Source organism: Stenotrophomonas lacuserhaii (assembly GCF_039674585.1).
Taxonomy (GTDB): domain Bacteria; phylum Pseudomonadota; class Gammaproteobacteria; order Xanthomonadales; family Xanthomonadaceae; genus Stenotrophomonas; species Stenotrophomonas pennii_A.
The window spans coordinates 1-21228 of sequence record NZ_JBDJNU010000017.1 but is presented as its reverse complement, the minus strand read 5'-3'; the positions used below and the strand labels follow the sequence as shown (position 1 = coordinate 21228).

Below are 21228 nucleotides of genomic sequence, written 5' to 3'. Positions count from 1 at the left end.
GGGCGTCGCATGAATCGCAGAACCAGCCAGGGGATGCTGATAGCGATTATGCGGCCCTCTCACCCCCTCAGCTGGATACTTCAATCATCGCAATATAGGAGGCGACCGGTGGCCGATACATTGACGAAAATAATGCGCAGCGAGCGCATGTCTCTAATCAAGGGGAGCAACACCAAGCCAGAAATGGCTGTGAGACGCGGACTTCACAAGTTGGGATTCAGATTCCGACTGCACGCGCGAAACTTGGCCGGAAGACCTGACATTGTGCTTCCAAAGTACCGGGCAGTCATTTTCGTGCATGGGTGCTTTTGGCACGCACATCGCTGTCAGCGAGGTCGCATCCCTGGGACGAATGCTGTGTTTTGGAAAGAGAAGTTCCTGAATAACAGAAGGCGGGACGTGCGTGTAGCCCGAGCACTCCGGAAAGATGGCTGGAGAGTTTTCAAGATCTGGGAGTGTCAACTGAGAACTCCAGCGCTTCGTGAGAAGTCCATCGCCAAGGTGGCGCGCCTACTGCGCGCCACTCCGCGATGACCCATTCTTTACCTAGTCATCGAGGCTGTACCTGGCGAATTGGACACGAAGCTTTCCACCTCCCGTCTTAATGAGCGCGTCGCCTTTGCCGACGAGCTGTTCCGCCCCGCCTTCATCCAAGACAACTCGACTCTCGGCTAGCGTATTCACTCTTAGGGCGATCTTACCTGGGAGGTTCCCCTTAACCACGGTGTTTACAACGGTCACGATTGGCTTCTGGGTTGAGACTATCAAGTGTATTCCCGCAGCTCTGGCCTTCTGGGAGATCCTCTTCAAATTCGCCTCGACCTTCTTCCTCTCATCGTCGTCATTTGTCAGATCCGCGTACTCGTCCAAGACTATGATCCACCGCGGCAGTATCTTCCCTGACGCGGTGTACTCCGCAATGCTACGCACGTTTCCAGGCGCCGACTTGAACAAAGCATAGCGGCGCTCCATCTCCTGAACGCCCTCCTCCAGCATTACAATTGCGTCCTCGGGCATAGTGCCGATGGGGCCATCCGTATGCGGAAGGCCCTCCAATGAATTAAGCTCCGTACCCTTCGGATCGATCAATTTTAGCCTCAACTCCTCTGACGAATAGAAATGTGCAGCACCATGAAGGATGGTCAGGAGAGCCTCGGACTTACCACTCCCCGTCACACCAGCCATTAGCAGATGAGGGGAGTTTGAGCTGGAAAAGTCAATTTCAACGATCTCCCCCGAAGAGTCCTCGCCCACCGGAACGGCGAATCCCTTGGAGGGTCGCTGCCACCTATTCCACATTTCCTCAGCGTCCACGAAGTAACGTTCAGAGTCAGCCTTTGGCACTGTGATGACAACATTGCCATTGTGAGTGGAGCAACCAAGTTGCATGTCTGCGGCAAGGCGCATCCTCAGCTTCAGATTCTGAACCTGCGCCTCAATCTTGCTCACTGAGACTCCGTACGCCGGAACGACCGCATATTCAACGAAAGCAGGGCCCTCCTTGTATGGCGACTCGGCTTTTGGCCGGTTCACCTTTACGTGAAACTCGGACAAGTAGGAAATCAGCTTGTCATATCGCTGCTCGAGGGTCTTCTTATCGATCTTACTGGAAGGAGGTGGTTGCGGTGTTGCAGGCTCTACCTCGGGGCCAATCTCTTCCGGCACGTAGACGGGATCCGAGTTCAAAGCCGGATCTGCTCCAGAGTCAATGTCCTGATTAATTTTCGATTGACCGAGGCGTGTAGGTTTTCCCTTTGAAATATCTTCCACGTCAGTCTGAAGCTCACTTGGACTCGTTCCCTGGCAGCACAAGTCTTCAACTGAATGTGCCAGAGCAGCTACCACCACTTCATGGCACTCAGCGTCCCCGCCTCCCCCCCCCCAGAGAACTGCATCGTACGCGGCAGGGTCAATCCGAACTTCGATTCGCCGATCGCCTTCGTCATCGTACTCGCCGCCGAACTCATCCCAAGATGCGCTTTCGCCTTGTTCGCTCCGAGCCCAAGCCTGATACCAAATCAGAATTCCCATCCCAGTGTGGAATTTTGCTTTTCCTTCGGCCACGCAACGCAAGATGCCAACTGCGTGCTCGCTACTCTTGCTATTCAGTTGAAGGCCGGCGTCAAGCACAGCCAGAAGACGTTGGCCAAGGATTGATGCTTTGCTTCCTGCCGCCGAACTGATGTTTGAGCACAACTCTACGAGTTGCTTGCTGTAGTCCCTCAGCTGTTCGGCATGCTCCCTAAGGCGCGCCTCGCCCGCTTTTGGAAAAGCCGCCTCAACCTCGGATTTCACTAGGCCGTAGTGCTTGATCTCAATTGGGATAATGTTGACGCAAGAGAAGTCAGCGCCACTGCTAGCCGCGCTTATTCCCAAGAGGTCAGCGCGTCGCCTACTGGCACCTCGCGCGTAGCCAACGGTATCCCGCAAGAACGGATCCACGGCGTCTACAGGCACGATCAGCCGCAACTCGCCTGGGGGCGCTTCATCTACCCATCGCTCTAGAGATCTGAGGGCAAAGAAAAACCCTATGGCCCCGGTCGCCTGATGATGACCGATTGACAGCAAAGTATTTAGACCGATTGCTCGTCTCGCAAGGGTTGTTACTAGAAGCCGCGCCCTTGAATCAATCTCCACGCTCGTCGCCGCAGGGTTGAGACGCTTGAGCCGCTCTCGTATAGCCCCACTTAGTGCGGCAGGGACGTTTGCGAGAACGAAATAGGGTTGGACCCGCGCCTCTTCGCCGCGGGATGCACCTACGGTAGTTGCTGGCCTCCAGTCCCATAGAACATAGTTACCACCGACATGGCTGGACGCAGCAAGTGCGAGTGCCTGAGGGTCTACTCCAAAGTCTCCAGCGACTAGCCAATTGGGAGTTGTCTTACCCACTGCGAAATTCGCCATGACGTTGACCATGTAGGCCTCGCCCATAGCTCCTTCATACCGCGCCAATAGCGAAGAGAGCTCAAAATCTGCTTCATCCCTGTACCCAAGGCTGTAGTCCAGTGTGGTGAATCGACCGGGGCTTTTTCTGATGGGGGTACGTCGCAATGGAAGGGTCGGCAGCCAACCCTGCGAGCGGCCTCCTTTGATCACTACCGCCTTAGCGGCTCCACCTTCAACAAACGTGATGTGGCTTTCGCTGGTGTCGCCGTCTGGGGCGGAGCGCCACGTGAGATTGAAGCCTGGCCTCGCTGAAAGGAGACCCTCGTCGAGCCTACCGAGCGCCGGAATATCACCCAATCGGTGCTTCGAGTCTCTGATCGTGACCCCCGCTACTCCCGAAATCTCTGAGCTCGAAGCAGCGAGGTCCTTGAGCTTTACAATAAGCCCTTCGTCCATAGCAGCAGATCTACGCGATTGTTTCGCGCTTGTTAGGGCAATCTGCAGTGTCTGTACTTCTGGAGAGACACGCAAAAAGTCGTCGACCGCAGACGAAATTGATGAAGGAGTCAGCGTCGACAGGCCTTCGGCAGGAAACCGCTCGCCCTGCAACCAGTCAGGAATCACCGGAGAGCCGTCGAGGATTGGAACGCTTACGTGCCAACCGATATATAAATCCCTTGGTCGCGCGTCCACGGGCACGGGCAAGAAGGGGGTCTCTTGATCGAAAACGTTCAGTGCAGCAACGAATGCAGGAAAATTCGTTCCGTCGAGTAGGGACAGCGTAGCCGCGGGCGAAGCGCCGTCTGCGTATGCTTCTCTTAGGCCCACCTGAACCTTCCAGGCCCATGCAAGCCTAATGGGATGGAGTGGGCTGAGTAGCACCGCGGCTGCGCTCTGAAGGCCACTCCTCTCGGAGAACACAACGGCACTGAATGGGTTCCGTCCCCAGAACTGGTCTGATACAGAAAGTCTAGCGATGGATTGGAGAAGCAAAGAGTAAGCGGCAAGAACATCGTTCACACGCTTTTTGTCGAGTGCATCAAGCGGAATCCGGGAGACCGTGAGCTCGCCAGAACGCTCTCGCTGCTCGATTGTGGTAACTAGCTCCAGGACGCCTAGATCTTGGTATGCAGTTCTAAGAGAGGCGTACGCCGGCAGGTTAAGGAGATCGCCACTAGGGGCACTTGGGTAAAGATCCAGCCTTTCCTGGATGCTGATTGCGGACTTACACCCTGGAATTGAACCGCTATATGCCTCCGCCTGCTTGGAGCTGGTCGCGCAGATGGCTCCCAGTGCATGCCCAGGCCCAAGCTCCATGAGGATATGCTGCATCTCCAGCTCAAGCTGCCCTAGAACTGAAGGTTCAAGAAGCTTGTCCGTCGCAGGACGCCCACCGCTTGCTGCTGCCGTAAAGGGCGATATCGGTCGACTACTGGTGGACGCTATATCTAGCGCGAACCAGATGTTGGATTTCGCCTTGAGGTCCACGGAGGAGGTGAGGTCCTCAATAGCACTGGCGAACTGGCCGTTAGTCCCGCCCCACGCCAGACACTCCATCGGCTGGCCGCCCAGTGACCAGCCAGTTTGACTAAGCTCCAGATTGCTACCCCATGCGGCATACATCTCGTACCGAGACGGTTTATTGATCAACGCAACCGTCGATTCGTTTGCCCCCCCCTTGCAAACCCAAGGTCCGAGCGCGCGCCCACGCCGTCGGCCAGCCGACTCTTCTCTAGCCCAAAAAAGACATTCGTCTGGGCGTACCTGAACCAAGATGAGCGGCTCTACTGCCCGCAGGTACTCCGGCCCTTTGACAGTAATCGCCAAGCTGTTTGGCTTGGCCTTGCTAGGGGTTAGCGTCAGATCGCCAACTACAGTAATGGCTCCCGCAGTGACCTCAGATTTCTTGATTTCAAATGAGGCTCGGCAAGTACCGACACCCGCCACCTGAATTCGCGGAACGCCCTTCCCAGTCCTAAGTGAATCTGGAACTTCTTTGTCCTGTTCCAAAGGAATAACGAGCTCCACCCCAACATAGATGGACTGACGGGACATTTCATCGTGGACATCAGCGGCCGTCGCTACCAGCACCGGGGGAGACTGCGTAAAAGGGCGCGGCAATGGAACCCCAGCTCGTTGGATGATCAGTTGGGCACGATCGTCGACAACGGGCGTGCTGAACGCTGCCTCGTCGAGTTCGGCCCATCCTTCTGTCTTCAACTTCTGGTCGGCTCGCGAGGCTAGCGCGACTCTAGCTACTGCCGAATCACTATCGTACTGGGCATGCTCAACCGTCGTTGCCCAGTCAATCCGGTCGAGCGGACTTGTCTCTTGGTCTTCCCCAAGCCCGGTTCGCAGCCGAGCAAGTTCTGCCCTGATGCCATCAGCATCTACCCATCGCTCTTGCAATGTCTTGACGTAGTTCTTTGGCTTGATCTCCAGCGTCTTCTTGAGACCTGGATTTGGCAGGCCGGCTGCGCCGTAGAGGAACGCGGCAGTTTCCGATCCACGATTACGGGCATGGGCAATCACATTATCTACCCAGCTTTCGACGTGGACCCACCAATCCTTAGCAACGCTCGATTGACCACCGCTAGTGATCTCGTAGACGTCGGCCAAGAACTTCAGGATCTCCTGCGTTATGGAATTTAGCTCCTCGGGCTCGATTTCCAGTTCGGCGCAATGCTCGAGCAACACGGCTGCAATAGCGGCCGACAGATCAACAAGCGTAGCGACGCCTGCCCCCGTCTCGCCGGACTGGGTAGATGGGAACCCAGCACTCAGTAGAAGAGGATAGACGCTACTGTATGTGGCCATACCGCGATTCTTGCTGGCATACGTCACCGCAAGATGCTGCCCTTGCCGATACATCGCCAGCTCCCGGAAGTCTACTCGAGGCTCTACTCCCACGAGATCGTCTGCCTTCTCGTGCACGAGCATCGCGAAGCTGGGCATCTGGTCGAAAGTCGAGTTCGCGCCCTGCAGGACATCGTTGATGAAATCAGGCGGCAGATCATCGGGCAACTCAAGCATGAGTTGTCCGCCCATTTTTGCAGCGACAATCGCAATGGCCTTGCCGATCAATGGCATGTTACTTTCCCCCGATTCCAAGATTGATCTCGATTCCCTCGTCCCCGTCAGCGGCGCCCGCACAAAGACCGGCGCGCTCGAGCTCTGCCAACAGGAAATCGATGCGCGGTTTCAAGCCTAGTGCGTCCAGTTGCCGCTGCACATCACCCAACCGAAGCTCGGTACCTGGCGAGCTCGACGACATTGCCGCCATGACAACGATCCACTCGGGTCCGGGCGATACGTGCGTGAAGTTCCGGTTGACTCGCCTCAGGAATGCGTAGTGGTCGGGAACGTCAGATCCCGTACGTGCGATCAACGAGTACCTCACCGTCTCTACAAGGTTCGTGGTGCCAGAGTCATCACCTACCTCCAGCCGCTCCTTGAGTTCCTTCGAATGCTTGGTTCGCAGTAGCGTGATGACGTCGGCGAGCTGCTTGCACTCTGCCGTCTCTTCCTTCAGCACAGCCTCGATTGCCTTGCGACACGTCGAACCATGAATCAGGCTCTGCTTCATGCTTGGCATGACGTCCATCTGGGCAATGCTACCCTTTTGATACGGGATCAAAGGCCGGGTTGGCAGCAAGGAGAGTCGCGCCACATTAGCGGCGTCACGACTGCCATCGCGGGCTCCGCGAGCAAGCTCCGCGAAAAAGTTTGCCTCCCACAGAAAGGCGAAGCCAAGTGCATTGCGCAGCACACACACGGCCCAAGCTGACCATTTTCGCGGCGAAAGCGCGGAGTACCACTGCTCGGAACACAACCTGTCCCAGCTATCGCGGAACCAGGAGAAGGGCGTGCCGAGCTGCTGGTTCAAGACATCAGCCGTCCACCAATCTGGCAAAGTCGTTGATCTGGCTCCTTCAGCCAAAATCGCCTTAGCCTGAGGCCACGCCTCGGGAAGGTACTCCGACAGAGAAGTGCTCGCGAGAGCCTTCTCAATGCGGCTGAGCACTGGATCCCCAGCATAATGAGACGCAACGTCGAACCAGCGCTCCGCGGCTGAACCGCGCCCGCCCCCTAGCGCATACATAGTGTTGAGCAGGCTAGCGAAGTTCGGAGGATTTTGCGCGCCGAGGCCGCCGATTGGGTCCTGAAGGAGCGCGCCACAAAGGCCAATCGCTGATGAAGTGTATCCGACCCCTTTATCTGACCTCACACCCACAAGCGAGTCCGCTATAGCATCGACTACGAGAGAAGGAAGCTCGCCATCTTTTGTTCGTACACCCGCGCTTAGCAACGCGGCGGTGAAGCGCGCTAGCTCATCTCCATCTTTGGGCTTTGTTTGTCGGATCTGTACGCCACGTTTCGCTTTGCTTTCCTTGCGGACATAAATGAGGCCGGCGTCCGGAGCGCTCGATGGACGCTCAACTACCGACCATGCCAAGGCTGAGAGTAGGATCTCGGGACTAGACGGGTATTGCGGCCGCTTTAGCTCCGGGAAGTAGATGCTGCTCATATCGCAAGTTCCTCGTGCCTTCCATTGGCGACCACTGCCAGTGTTTGCTGCGCATGATCAATTGCCGCGATGCTTGACGACCTACAGCGCTCAATTCGGGGCTCAATGTACGCCGTAGACTCCGTTTGCCCAGAGCGCCCCTCGCTAAACGACTGCGCCTCGCGCAGAAGCGCGAAGTCGAGTGCGAGCTGACCAACTACGCTCCCACTCTCTGAGGTGTAGCACTCAATAAGTAGGCGTCCACCCATCGTACGAACCCTGAGGGTTACCGCACTGATTGGCACCACCTCGACAAGCCGGGGGTGAACCTGTTCCTTCAAGGACGAAATTGGCTCGGCACGGACAGAGAATGCTGGCATCAGCATGCTGTTCGCCGGACCATCTGGGTGCTGCGGGAAGATCAATGAGCGTATCGATCGTTCCAGATCGCTTGGCAAGGGAACTGGCTTGTTCGCACAGCTGCGCTTGCACCTACGCCATTGCTTAATGATCTCCGCATTGCCGTAGGTACTCGTGCCGATGCCTACTAGTCTCGCCACGTAAGCTCCATACCAGGAGACCAACCTGCGGCGCTCGATATCACCGCAACTCGGCGATTCCAAGAACTCCATAAGAGTCTTTTCGAGGTAGGCGTCGAACGGAGACCACGCCAGCGAACCGGAGAGAAGGGCGAGAGCGTCCCCACTAGGGAGATCGCCCATCGCGACACGCTGCATGGTAGCTTCTACTGACCGTGAGTCCGTCGATCTCCATATGGCGGGATCTACGAGGGCGAGTCCGGCGTGAATTGGAGTCGCGGGCGGGTACTCTGTCCCCAGCGCGCCGATTATGGGCGATGGAGCTCGGAACAGAGCGCTGTGAGCCCTGAGTCGAGAGAGTCGGACGAGAGCTGCCAACCGCGTGCTCAGCTCCCCCTTTCCGGCTGCCACTGCCAGCATCGCGTCTACATGATCAAGCAACTCTCCATCCACGGATCCGTAGTCAAGCCGCGGGCCTAACACGGACAGAGCCGCCGCCCCCCATACGTCCCGGTAACTATACAGTCGACCAGACGCGATCTCAGCGGAGGACAGCAGCTCCTGCCACGCTTGAATACCCTTGCCTGTCTGCCATTGTTGAATGTTTGCGCGGATAGGGCAGAGCTCTGGGCGCTGACCACGAACTGCGCCGAATCGACTAATCAGCTCACTAAAAAGTGCCTGAGCGCGGGATGTCCCGGGTCCATCGGGTGCGAAGAGCGAATGTGAGTCAACTGCTAAGGCGATTAAGCGAATCTGCCTTCCGTCCAAGTTGAACTCGATATTGTGGGCAGCGTGATTGCCATCGGCTTCAGGGGAGCAAATATCATCTGCCCCAAGTGCTTCGAAATGCCCCTCATCAGGATTGGCAAGCCAACGCAAGATTGAGAGGGAGAGCAGATGCGCACCGCCGGCCATCTGCTGCGATGCACGAATTTCGTCAGAGATGATCCCTCGATTTACGCAGCAGAAACTGCGCACCGGGTTGTCTTTGGAGGAACTCCACCACTTAGCCAAATCCTCCGCAAGCGCGGCATCTTGATTCTCGTAGTCCTTACTGGGGGCTATCGTGCCGTCATTCAAAAGATGGAAGTCAGCACCATTGATTGAGCCGGAGTAGATCCGGTGTGCAAGGAAATCGGACGGGTTGCTCTTCAGGCCCAACTGGTCTCCCAGATACCTCGCCGCAAATGACTTGCCATTGCCCGCGCCGCCGACGAGGAATACCACTTCGAGCGCAGTATCCGCAGCGCTGTTCGCGATAAATCTATCAATCGCCTCTTGCACCCCCGGAACCAGCGGAGCCCGGGGCCACCATGTGTCGTCTTCGGCACTCGGCCTGACCGCTACGTCCTCTCCGCCGAATGCGCGCCGTTGTAGGCGGTTGACCCCATCTCGAACTGACTCCTCATCCCCGCCTCGTTCGGCGTCAACATTAAGAGTTCCCATAATCCCCTGTTCCTCAGTCCATGGAAGAGCGACGATCATCGCCACCTAACGATCGCGGCGTAGAATTCCGGCCAGATTGTTACCAATCGCGCGTGCAAGTGGTACCGGTACTGCGTTGCCTATCTGGGTGTACTTGGGCAGCTCGCGTAAGTGAATTCCTTCCAGCGGATTGCCTGCCCTTCGGATTCCCCCGGTGGTGCGCTTTCCACGGAACTCGTACCAATCCGGGAAGCCCTGCAAGCGCGCCCACTCCCGAACAGTCAAAGTTCGTGGCTGCTTAAAGTGCACGTAATCGTCGGGCAAAGAGGTTGCGGTGATCATAGGTCCATTGCGGCCCCAGATTGCCGGCAGGAGCCGCTGGGCGAACTTTTTTGTACCGACGTAGTGCTCCTGGTTGATCATCGCCTGGAACTTTGCCCGGACTTGCTCGCTGTGCTTGCTGTACTCGTGATCAGTGACTGGCTCACCCATGCCCGACAGCTTACCCGCGAGATTTGTCCGCAACTGAATTTGGACATCAGTCAGTGCAGGCCTTGGATATACATCGGTTCGCCCACCATTGAAATGGGACGGATCTACTAGATCACCTAACAAATCGATCAGATCTGGGGCGCCACCGCTTGGCCGGGGAAGGAATCCAAGGCCGACCGCAGTGTCGTCGATGCAGTCGACCTCATTGGCGCGCGTAGCGGCACCGCCGATATCCTCTCGAATGCCGACCAGCATAATTCTGGGCCGATTCTGAGCGACCCCATAGTCCTTTGCATGCACCAGCTGAGATGCAAGCCTGTAGTTTCCGATCCTCGCAAAGGACCTTTTCACCGCGTGCCAGATTTCGCCATTCTCGCCGTCGGGCGTCCAACGGCTTGTAAGGAGACCGCGCACGTTCTCAAAGACGAAAGCTTTCGGCTGCAAATGGCGAACAATGCTCGCCATGTCTTTGAATAGGTGGTTCGAGGGCACATCGTGCTTGTCCACCGCGTACGATCGCCGATGTCCAATTCCCGAGAAGCCCTGGCAGGGAGGGCCTCCCACGACAAGGTCAATTTCACCGTGGGAGATACCGAACGCTGAATGGAAGCGCCCCTGGAGCTCATCGAGATAGGACTTCTTTGTCATCTTCCGCGCATCGGAAGAGCTGAACGGGTTTAACCAGCGGGATTCGTCCATATCCTGACGAAAGTGCTCGTAACGCTGGCGTCGGTTCACCAGATACGTACTACGCGCGTCATCGTTGAGCTCATTCACAAAGATCGGAGTAAAGCCAGCCTCCTCCAACCCTAGGCCAAAGCCACCGCAACCTGCGAACAGGTCCACTACGCTCAAGAATTTCTGTTGCAAGGTCGTCCCCAATCGTCCCGCCAAGGGGCGACCTTGGCGCAACCTAATTACTTTCCTAGAAGGCCTCGCCAGCTCGCGCCGCGGCATGTGATGGGGCCCTAATGAAGAGCCTCGTGCCGTTGCGACCTACGCTGCTCCCTTAGGTGCACACACTTGTGCTGCCCAACCCAGCCCACACGAGGCTAGCTAGACGCAGTTGGCCACATTTTGACAGGACCCAGCCGTAAGAGCTAGCCGCCGCCCGCGGCCCGCTGTTTCACTCAGTTCTGCCGCAAGCTTAGCGTGCCGCAACCACGACCTTATCCAAGACGACTCAGCTCCTGTAGGCACATAGACTGGAACGCGGATCCATAACGTATGAGATTCGGTGCTCCCTCATTGCCTTATGCATCGCCCTGCTTAGGAGCAAAAAGCTCGGCACCTCCACAAGTCGCTTACCCCAGACTTTGTGAGCGTCAAGAGCAACGATGAACCAATCCTTAGACACGGAGAAGGGAACTGGCTACGTATGCGCGCGTATCCGTGCCGAGCGAAATAGTTCGCCCGCAGCTTCAAGGCCCGAAAAATCGTGGAAGCCAACCACCATCACGAGCAGCAAGCTCATCTACCCAAAATCAGAAGGGTGCCGGGAGTTAAGCCAAAACCCAAGTTCGAACTTGTTGATCTAAGGATAAACACCGAGATTTCAGACAGAGCGAGGCCCTGCATGGAGCCTCACCCCACTTACCGAAGAACCCTGAGGCGACAACCTGCTTCTTGATCAGTGACAGGAACCACTGCTCCTTGCTGTCAGTCCTTCCGTACGATTTGAAGGCCTCGCGAACGGCGTCTTCCATTCTTGAGTCCGTGCCCTGGGCCGAGTCGCTCGGATAGAGAACCACCCTAACTACGCGCTAGGATACGATCCTGTTTTCAACCCTTGATCTTCAAGCGGGAGCATTTTTCGCTCTGAGACGAGCCCGTCATGTAGCTTGATTACATTTCGCACTGGAGGCCATGGACGGTTTGCGCCCCTGACGACCTTCAGGCGTTACATCACTTCAAGCGAGATCCTGCCAACGGCCACGCGCGCCCTGTGCGATCCCCGCCTAGCGAGCTTCTCGAGCAACTGAATTGCCGCAATCTTCCGACCCTTCTGCTTGTACGAACCCACCCTTACCACGAGGTCTACGACCTTCGGCCGATCCCCAGCTGCAAAATGGTCTGAGAGCCTAGCCGCATTAAGTTTATCAATTTTACAGATGGTGATCGTGCACCGCCCCTTTTCCGTTCGATGCAGCACGCGATTAAACTCGTCCAACCTCAGATGAATACCCCACTCGTCGAACTGGGGATGGACAATTGCGTACGCTTCCGACGACATAGGCACTACGGCAAGTTCTGCTGCAACAATCCCGGTCGCCAAAGCTGCCTTCTTGGATTTTGCCCCGTTGCAAGGCCCACAGGCGACGGCGAGGTTCAGCAAGCAGACCATGAAGTCCGCCCTATCATTCCTGGATATTACGTGATCCAGCTGGTATGCAAGCTTGTTATTCGGCAACTCAATGCCGCAATAGCAACAGCGCCTTGCTTGCCCGTAATAGAAATGATCCTTGAGGCTCGACTTTAATGTTTTCAAGTCCGCCTCCAAGTGCGCCGGAGGCGCCTCCCAGTGGACCCGATCAGTAAGTCCGCAGACTAATGCAAAGTATTTTGCGGTGCTAACCCCGATGTCCATTCCGCTCGGCGGCCGAACTAGTCCATTGTTCATTGCTTCATCAACCTTATCGCCTCATTGATTAGGCTTTGATCCTCGCAATTTCCGCTGTATGTTTTGGAAAGTTCCTGGAGACGATCGATAGCATCCGTTGCCGCCACCGGACGTTCTTCGGCTTCTGATATAGCACGCATGATCTCATCCGCCAGGAACAAGCTAGATGGAACGGGCGACTCAAAAACATCGACCAATATCTTCTCAACGGAGCCAAATTGATGGTCAGCCGACTCACCATGTCTGCCACTACCAAGCTTGGTTACCCTGCACCCATAACTCGAAAACCCTTGAGCGATTAGCGGAGAGTGGGTCGCGATCACCACATGACAATCTTTAACAATACTCATCAGTTGAGCCATGTGCTTTGCGTAGTCTATCTGCCACTTGGGGTGAAGACTAAGCTCCGGCTCATCTATTAGAACCACAGCATTGTTCCTCAGTGTTCCGGCGAGGCCCAACAGAGAGCAAAGGAGCTGCTGCTCACCAGAGCTCGCCGACGCAACACTCAGAGCCTCGCCACCCCCCCTAAATACCGCCGCCTTTGACACCCTCACAAGTTTCAAGCGCCGGAGTACGGCTAGGGATTGGAACCTCGCAAATGTCAGCGAGGAGCTGGCTACATCTCTGCCGAACTGGATTGTAAAGGTACCCTTACGAACCGTTTCACCAAGCGTATCAACAGACGTTTGTATAACGTTCGCGATTTCCCCCCAATCTTCGCCGGCACATTGTCGCTTTAGTTCACGCAGGGGCGCAAACGCATCGGTAGACTCCAACAACCATCTAGTTTGTTGAGGATCCCTCTTTAGTGCCTCAAGGAACTGCTGCGCCCTTGGCAGGAAATTGAAGGCGAGCTCGCATTTTTCGAGAAACCCAGCCGCCTTCAAGAAGGTAAAGAAGTGCTCAGCCCTCTCATCACTCTGACTTACACCTATTATTGCGCGCTCGAGGACATCGATCGTCACCCTCCTCGGCCTGAACGCCTTGTCAGCCGTAACTCCAAGCGGAATATAGAATGACAGATCGTCAGCCCCGTCGCGATATGAGCTCACGACACTCGCATTCCTTTCTCCGTTACTCGAGAATCTGGAAAAAGGACTGTAGGTTTGGCAGATCAATCTCGCGACCGTTCCGTCAATCTGACCGGTAAAGAAGTCATCATTTTTGATGCGTGCCGCTATAGATGTGAGTAGGTGGGTTTTGCCCGCTCCATTGGGACCTGTAACTAGCGTAATCCTGTTGTCGCCTAGGTAGTCACCGTACAAACTAACCTGATAACCCCTGACCTCCGCCGCTCTGATTGAAACCATCTTCTCCTCCTTTGAGAATGACAGTTATGGATTCATCAATATTGAGGTGTTGAGCAAAGAATTCTCATTCCGCCACACAGCATATATTATGGAAGTGTGGGGGCTTAGACACAAAAAAGGGAAGCCGAGGCTTCCCTTTTCTGCATTCAACCGCAGTTCTTCATCAAACCCCAACAGGGTTCGACTTCTCCACATCAATCTTGTACTGCTTGATAGCCCGGGCCACATCCTTGCCCGTCATCTTCCCTTCCTTGGCCAGCGCCGCAATCGCGGCATGCGCGATGTAGTACCGGTCAACCTCGAAGAACCGACGCAGGTTCGCACGCGTGTCCGAACGGCCAAAACCATCCGTACCCAGCACGGTGTAGTGCCCCGGGATGAACGCACGGATCTGGTCCGCATACGCCCGCACATAGTCGGTCGCTGCAATCACCGGGCCTTGGCGGCCTTCCAGCAGCTCGGTCACGTACGCCTTGCGCTGTTCGCCTTCCGGGTGCATGCGGTTGTAACGCTCGGCATCGAAACCATCGCGACGCAGTTCGTTGAAGCTCGGGCAGCTCCAGATGTCGGCGGTCACGCCGAAGTCCTTGTCCAGCAGCTCGGCCGCGGCAATCGCTTCGCGCAGGATCGTGCCCGAACCCAGCAGCTGCACGCGCAGCTCGTTCTTCTTCGGCTTGCCGGCGTCGGTCAGCAGGTACATGCCCTTGACGATGCCTTCGGCCGCACCTTCCGGCATTTCCGGGTGGGTGTAGTTTTCGTTCATCAGGGTGATGTAGTAGTACTCATCAATCTGATCTTCCATCATCGCCTTGGTGCCGTGCTGCAGGATCACCGTCACTTCGAAGCCGAAAGTCGGGTCATAGCTGCGCACGTTCGGAATGCCACCAGCGGCCAGATGGCTGTGGCCATCTTCGTGCTGCAGGCCTTCACCGTTCAGCGTGGTGCGGCCGGCGGTGCCACCCAGCAGGAAGCCGCGGGTACGCATGTCGGCGGCCTGCCAGGCGATGTCGCCCACGCGCTGGAAGCCGAACATCGAGTAATAGATGTAGAACGGCAGCATCGGCACGTTGGAAACCGAGTAGCTGGTACCAGCGGCCATCCACGATGCGATCGCACCCGGCTCGCTGATGCCCTGCTGCAGCACTTGGCCGCTCTGGTCTTCGCGGTAGAACATCAGCTGGTCCGCGTCCACCGGCTTGTACTTCTGGCCGAACGGGGCGTAGATGCCGATCTGCCGGAACAGCCCTTCCATGCCGAAGGTACGCGCCTCGTCGGCCACGATCGGCACGATGTGCGGGCCCAGTTCCTTGTCACGCAGGGTGATGTTCAGGCTCTGCACGAAGGCCATCGTGGTGGAGTACGAACGTTCGCCGCTGCTCTTCAGCAGGCGCTCGTAGGTTTCCAGCTTCGGTGCGTTGAAGCTCTTGCTGGCCTTGCGGCGACGCTGCGGCAGGTAGCCACCCAGCGCGGCGCGACGCTCCTGCAGGTACTTCACTTCCGGCGAATCCGGGCCGGGGTGGTAGAACGGCACCTGGCCGTCCTTCAGCTGCTCGTCGGTCACCGGAATGTTGAAACGGTCGCGGAAGTGGCGCACCGCTTCGTCGTCCAGCTTCTTGGTCTGGTGGGTCGGGTTCAGTGCCTCGCCGGCGCTGCCCATGCCGTAGCCCTTGACCGTCTTGGCCAGGATCACGGTCGGCATGCCCTTGGTGTTCACGGCCTGGTGGTAGGCGGCAAACACCTTGTGCGGGTCATGGCCACCACGGTTCAGGCGCCAGATGTCGTCGTCGGAAAGGCCCGAAACCATCGCAGCGGTCTCCGGGTACTTGCCGAAGAAATGCTCGCGGGTATACGCGCCGCCGAAGGCCTTGCAGTTCTGGTATTCGCCGTCGACGGTTTCCATCATCAGCTTCTTCAGGACGCCATCGGTGTCCTTGGCCAGCAGGGCATCCCAGTAACCGCCCCACAGCAGCTTGATCACGTTCCAGCCGCCGCCACGGAACACGCCTTCCAGTTCCTGGATGATCTTGCCGTTGCCGCGCACCGGGCCATCAAGGCGCTGCAGGTTGCAGTTCACAACGAAGATCAGGTTGTCCAGGCCTTCGCGGCCGGCCAGCGCGATGGCGCCCAGGGTTTCCGGCTCGTCGCTCTCGCCATCGCCGATGAAGCACCACACCTTGCGGTCGGACTTTTCGATCAGGCCACGGTTTTCCAGGTAACGCAGGAACTGCGCCTGGTAGATGGCGGCGAGCGGGCCCAGGCCCATGGAAACGGTCGGGGTCTGCCAGTAATCCGGCATCAGCCACGGGTGCGGGTAGCTGGAAAGGCCACCGCCATCGACTTCCATGCGGAACTTGTCCAGCTGCGCTTCGTCGATGCGGCCTTCCAGGTAGGAACGCGCATAGATGCCCGGGGCGCTGTGGCCCTGGATGAACAGCAGGTCGCCGGGGTGGTTGTCGCTCGGCGCGCGCCAGAAGTGGTTGAAGCCGACGTCATACAGCGTGGCGCCCGATGCGAAGCTGGCGATGTGGCCGCCCAGGTCGCCCGGCTTGCGGTTGGCGCGCACCACGGTGGCCATCGCGTTCCAGCGGATGATCGAACGGATGCGCCATTCCAGGTCGGCGTCGCCCGGGCTCTTGGCCTCCAGGTTCGGCGCGATGGTATTCACGTATTCGGTGGTGGGAGAGAACGGCAGGTACGCACCCGAACGACGGGTCAGCTCCACCATGCCTTCCAACAGTTGATGCGCGCGCTCGGGGCCCTCGACATCAATCACGGCCTTCAACGACTCGATCCACTCCTGGCTTTCCACCGGGTTCGGGTCGTTGTTCAGCAGCTCGTTCAACCAGTTCATTAGCGCTCCCATTACCGCACGCACGCGCGCGACTGTTATTGATTTCTAGACCGCAAAGTGTAGCGCACCAGTGGCTTCCGTCACTTGGCTACGCCTGCGTATGGTCGTAAATGGCCTGTGTCCCTGCGGACTGTCCGAAGTTGTCCCGGCCAATGTTTCCAAGGTGTTACGTGCGCGGCGGAACCTGTTCCTTGCCCGGCCCGCCCCGGCCATGCCATTGATCCGGGACGGAAAACCAAGGATCAGGCGATGCGCATCCACCCCGCTGCCGCTGCCCCCGACCGTGCCGCCGGCCGTAGCCTGCGCACGCGCCTGATGCTGTGGTCAAGCCTTGTGCAGGCCGCATTGTTGCTGCTGCTGGTGACACTGTTCTATCTGGGTGCGCGCTCGCTGGTGCACCGGCAGGCCGCCGAACAGCTGCATTCGCTGGCCGACCAGACCGCGCGCAGCCTGGGCAATTCGCTGCGTTCGGCCGAAATCACCGGCGACATGCTGCTGTCCCCGCTGGGGCGCGAGGCGTTCGATGCCGCCCAGCTGGATGGCCTGCTGCGCGCGGCGGTGGTGGCCGACCCCAACGTGGACGGGGCCACGGTGATCATCGAACCCGGCCGGGTGGTCGACCTGCCCGATGGCTATGCGTGCAATGACGTACTGCAGGATGGCAGCGTGCAGCAGTCCTGCAGCGGCCAGCTGGGCTTTGATACGCACCGGCGCAGCTGGTATCGCGATGCCCTGCGCGCCAGTGGCCCGTGGTGGTCGGCGCCATACGCCAACCCGCAGGCCGAAGGTCGCCTGTTCATCACCTACAGCAATCCGCTGCGGCTGCCGGGCGAGCTGCTGCCGGCCGGCCTGGTCAGCGTGGACGTGCCGCTGGCGCGGCTGCAGCAGGACCTGGGCGAACTGCCGGTCACCGTCGGCCTGCGCGCCACCCTGCTCGGCCCGGACCACCGCGTGGTGCTCAGTTCGGTGCCGGAAATCGAGCCGGGCATGTCCCTGCAACGGTACCTGCGGCTTCGCCCGGACCTGGCGCCGTTGTTCGACGAGCGCCGGCCGGCCCTGGTTCCCGGTGAGGGCTTGGACCACCGCGGCAGCGATGGCACCCGCTTCCTCAGCCGCATCGCCCCGCTGCAGCAACCCGGCTGGATGGTGGTGCTGTCGGCCGATCGCGACCTGCTGCTGGCCGACCTGCGCGACGTGGCACGCTGGGCGGTCGGGCTCGGGCTGCTGGGGGTGGGGGTGTGGCTGCTGCTGGTGCGCCGGCATGCGATCCGCCTGCTGCAGCCGATGGAGGCACTCACCGCGGCGGCGCGGCGGTTCAGCGCCGGGCACTTCCACCAGCCGCTGCCGGTGCCGCGCCACGACGACGAAGTCGGCCAGCTCACCCGTTCGCTGGAAGGGGCGCGCTGTTCCATCCTGCAGCAGATGGACACCATCGCGCGGATGGCCAGCGCGCGCGAACGCACCGAAAGCGAGATGCGCATAGCCCACGGTATCCAGCAGGGCATGCTGGCACCGCCGCCGCGCCTGCACGCCGGTGGTTTCCAGCTGCGCAGCGCGGCGGTGCTGGTGCCCGCGCGCGAAGTCGGCGGGGATTTCCAGCACATCGCCCAGCTGGACCGCACCACCTTGTGCTTCGTCATCGGCGATGTGTCCGGCAACGGCGTGCCGGCGGCGCTGTTCATGGCCCGCGTGCTGACCGTGCTGGAAGCTTCGATGCTGCGCCATCGGCATCCGCCGACCATCCTGGCCGAAGCCGGGCGACAGATCGCCGAACGCAACCAGGCCTGCATGTTCGCCACCGTGTTGTGCGGCGTGGTGGATGTGGCCAGCGGCCGCTTCGAACTGGCCAGCGCCGGCCATGAGTCACCGCTGCTGCGCCAGGCCGATGGGCGCGTGCGCGTGCAGGCGATGCATAGTGGGCCCGCGCTGGGTATCAGCACCGACGCCGGCTATCCGTGCGCGCGCGGCCTGCTGTCGCCAGGCGAGTACCTGCTCGCTTACACCGATGGCATCAGCGAGGCGCAGTGCCCGCGCCGCCGCTGGTTCGGGCTGGACCGCCTGCGCGATGTGCTGGCCGACGAACCCGACGACCGCCGCGTGTGCACCCGCGTGGTGGACGCCTTGCACGCCTTCTGCGAGGGCGCCGGCAACCCGGACGATCTGGCCCTGGTCAGCGTGGGGCGGCAGCTGCTGTGGCCGCCGCTGCGGCTGCATGCAACGGCCACCACGGACGGCCTGGCCTATCTGCTGCAGCGGCTGGTGGCGGGATTGCACGCCATGCAGGTGGACAGCGAGCGGGTGGCCCTGGCGCGGCTGGTCGTGGAAGAGCTGGGCAGCAACGCGATGACGCATCAGCACGTTCTGTCGCGTGTGACTCTCGACGTCATCGCGACCCTGGATGAGGATGGCCTCGCACTGGACGTGCGCGATGACGGGCAGCCTTTCGACCCCACCGTCGTCCCCGCGCCAGACCTGGACGCGAGCGTCGAACGCCGCGCCATCGGGGGCTGGGGCCTGCACCTGGTGCGCTCGCTGAGCGACCACATCGAGTACTGCCGTCGCGATGGCAGCAACCACGTCCATCTTCTGTTGCTGCCGTCCGCAGCGCGTACGGAGAACTAGTCCATGTCCCACCTGACCCTGCGCATCGATCCCGGCGACAGCCCGTACCAGCGGGTGTTCGTGTCCGGCTGGCTGGACGGAAGCACCCATGCCCAACTGGACGCCGCACTGGCACCGTTGCTGCACGATGGCACCCACATCCTGGAACTGAACCTGGCCGGGCTGGAGTACATATCCAGCGCCGGCCTGCGCTCCATCTTCCGCGCCCGCAAGGCCCTGCATCCGCATGCCGGCCGGGTACTGGTGATGCAGCCGCAGCCGGGCGTGCGCAAAGTGTTCGAACTGGTGAAGGCGGTACCGGTGGAAGAGGTCTTCGCGTCCCAGCAGGAACTGGACGACTACCTGTCGGCCATCCAGAAGAAAGTAGCCAACGGCGAACTCTGAGCCGGTAGTGACGACCGCTGGTCGTCAGCTCTCCGGCGGCTGACGACCCACCCCGGTGGGTGACGACCGTTGGTCGTCACAGCCCGCCCCCTTGCGCCCCCCCCTCTATCGATATATCGTTTCACCACCCGATACCGATATATCGAAATGTCCCCGCCACGCCCCACCCCCGCCACCACCCGCCTGCTCAGCCGCGGTGACCTGCGCCTGCTGGTGCTGGCGCTGCTGGGCGAGCAGCCGCGGCACGGCTACGAACTCATCCAGCACGTCAGCGAGCTGTTCGTACGCGCCTACACGCCCAGCGCCGGCACCATGTATCCGTTGCTGGCCAGCTTCGAACAGGCCGGCTGGGTGCTGGCCGAAGACGATGCCGGGCGCCGGCGTTTCCGTATCACCGACAGCGGCCGCGCTGAGCTGCTGGCCCGCCGCGACGAAGTAAAGGCCGCCCAGCACCGCGCCTGGCACCGTGCCCGCGACATCGCCAAGGCCGACATGCCACCGGAACTGCGCGATGCGCTGCGCCAGTTCAAGGGCGCGCTGCTGCGCCACCACGGCCGCTGGCAGGAAGGCGAGTCCGCCCAGGTGGCCGCCCTGCTGCTGCGTGCGGCCGCGCTGCTGGATGGCCAGCCGCCCGAGCCCGCCAAATCCCCCGAACCTGCGCCCCCGCCCGCCTGAGCCAGCCCGGACGCCCCGCGCCTGTCGCGCCCCCTTCCCTCTTCAGGAATCCCCATGTCTTCCCATGAAAACAAGCGCCTGCGCCTGGATGTCCGCTTCCGCGAACTGACCGTGCTGCGCACCGAAGAAGTCACCCCGAACATGCGCCGCGTGGTGCTGGGTGGCGCCGACCTGGCCGGCTTCGATTCACCCGGCCCGGATGACCACATCAAGCTGTTCTTCCCCAACAGCAGCGGCGAAATGGTGCTGCCGACCATGACCGCCGAAGGCCCGCGCTACCCGGAGGGCAAGGAGCCTTCACCCGCCCGCGATTACACCCCGCGCGGCTGGGACCATGACGCCGGCGAGCTGGCGATCGATTTCGTGCTGCACGGCGACCACGGCGTGGCCGGTCCGTGGGCCGCGCGCGCGCAGCCGGGCGACACGCTGGCGGTGGGCGGTCCGCGTGGTTCGTTCCAGGTGGCCGATGACTACGACGGCTATGTGCTGATCGGCGATGAAACCGCGCTGCCGGCGATTGCGCGCTGGCTGGAGATCCTGCCGGAAGGCGCCGAAGTGCAGGTGCTGATCGAAGTGGCCGACGAAGCCGAGCGCCAGGAGCTGCCGCAGGGCGACAACGTGCGCATCCAGTGGCTGGAACGCAACGGCTTCCCTGCGGCCAGCAGTTCGTTGCTGGAAGACGCGCTGGTGGACTTCGAGGCACCGGAGGGCGATGTGTTCTATTGGATCGCCACCGAATCGCGCCGCGCGCGGATGATGCGCAAGTTCTTCGAAGGCCACCATGCGGTGCCGCGCGACTGGATCCGGTCCACCGGGTACTGGAAGGCGCACGCGGATGACACCGACGGCGACTGAACTGTCCGGTAGTGACGGCCCCGGGCCCGCAATACGGGATGTGGCGGCCCCCCGCC

12 protein-coding genes are annotated in these 21228 nt (G+C 59.8%); 5 read left to right on the top strand and 7 right to left on the bottom strand.

From position 1 onward, the window contains the following. Positions 1-9: 9 nt before the first annotated feature. Complete coding sequence (locus tag ABE522_RS08755; protein ID WP_346591360.1) at positions 10-534, top strand: very short patch repair endonuclease; 525 nt, start codon at positions 10-12, stop codon at positions 532-534. Between the two features lie 12 nt (positions 535-546). Here ABE522_RS08755 and ABE522_RS08750 read toward each other — a convergent pair whose 3' ends face one another. From ABE522_RS08750 to aceE, 7 genes are all read right to left on the bottom strand, one after another. Then, positions 547-5976, bottom strand: coding sequence for a DNA translocase FtsK (locus tag ABE522_RS08750; RefSeq protein WP_346591359.1), 5430 nt, complete (start codon positions 5974-5976; stop codon positions 547-549). 1 nt (position 5977) lies between these two features. Next, on the bottom strand, positions 5978-7414 hold the full coding sequence (locus tag ABE522_RS08745) for a hypothetical protein (protein WP_346591358.1): 1437 nt from the start codon (positions 7412-7414) through the stop codon (positions 5978-5980). Next, the gene (locus ABE522_RS08740) at positions 7411-9219 is read right to left on the bottom strand and encodes a hypothetical protein (RefSeq protein ID WP_346591357.1); all 1809 of its coding nucleotides are present in this window, start codon (positions 9217-9219) and stop codon (positions 7411-7413) included. The genes ABE522_RS08745 and ABE522_RS08740 overlap by 4 nt, the downstream gene beginning before the upstream one ends. A gap of 207 nt (positions 9220-9426) precedes the next feature. Next, entirely contained in the window at positions 9427-10722 is a 1296-nt protein-coding gene (locus tag ABE522_RS08735) for a DNA cytosine methyltransferase (protein WP_346591356.1), read from the bottom strand. 1030 nt (positions 10723-11752) lie between these two features. Then, positions 11753-12472, bottom strand: coding sequence for an HNH endonuclease (locus ABE522_RS08730; RefSeq protein WP_346591355.1), 720 nt, complete (start codon positions 12470-12472; stop codon positions 11753-11755). Continuing rightward, positions 12469-13785 (bottom strand): ATP-binding protein, encoded by a 1317-nt coding sequence (locus ABE522_RS08725; protein ID WP_346591354.1) that lies wholly within the window; start codon positions 13783-13785, stop codon positions 12469-12471. The genes ABE522_RS08730 and ABE522_RS08725 overlap by 4 nt, the downstream gene beginning before the upstream one ends. Positions 13786-13948: 163 nt before the next feature. Further along, positions 13949-16636: a pyruvate dehydrogenase (acetyl-transferring), homodimeric type gene (gene aceE / locus ABE522_RS08720; RefSeq protein ID WP_042612723.1), complete on the bottom strand. Its 2688-nt coding sequence runs from the start codon at positions 16634-16636 to the stop codon at positions 13949-13951. A gap of 249 nt (positions 16637-16885) precedes the next feature. Between aceE and ABE522_RS08715 the strand changes: the two genes are divergently transcribed. The 4 genes from ABE522_RS08715 (at position 16886) to ABE522_RS08700 (ending at position 21172) form a co-directional block, all read left to right on the top strand. Continuing rightward, positions 16886-19258 (top strand): SpoIIE family protein phosphatase, encoded by a 2373-nt coding sequence (locus ABE522_RS08715; RefSeq protein ID WP_346591353.1) that lies wholly within the window; start codon positions 16886-16888, stop codon positions 19256-19258. A gap of 3 nt (positions 19259-19261) precedes the next feature. After that, the gene (locus tag ABE522_RS08710) at positions 19262-19642 is read left to right on the top strand and encodes an STAS domain-containing protein (RefSeq protein ID WP_346591352.1); all 381 of its coding nucleotides are present in this window, start codon (positions 19262-19264) and stop codon (positions 19640-19642) included. A 147-nt stretch (positions 19643-19789) separates the two neighbouring features. Then, positions 19790-20317, top strand: a complete 528-nt coding sequence (locus tag ABE522_RS08705; RefSeq protein WP_346591351.1) for a PadR family transcriptional regulator — start codon at positions 19790-19792, stop codon at positions 20315-20317. 54 nt (positions 20318-20371) lie between these two features. Next, positions 20372-21172 (top strand): siderophore-interacting protein, encoded by an 801-nt coding sequence (locus ABE522_RS08700; RefSeq protein WP_346591350.1) that lies wholly within the window; start codon positions 20372-20374, stop codon positions 21170-21172. The last annotated feature ends 56 nt before the right edge of the window (positions 21173-21228 follow it).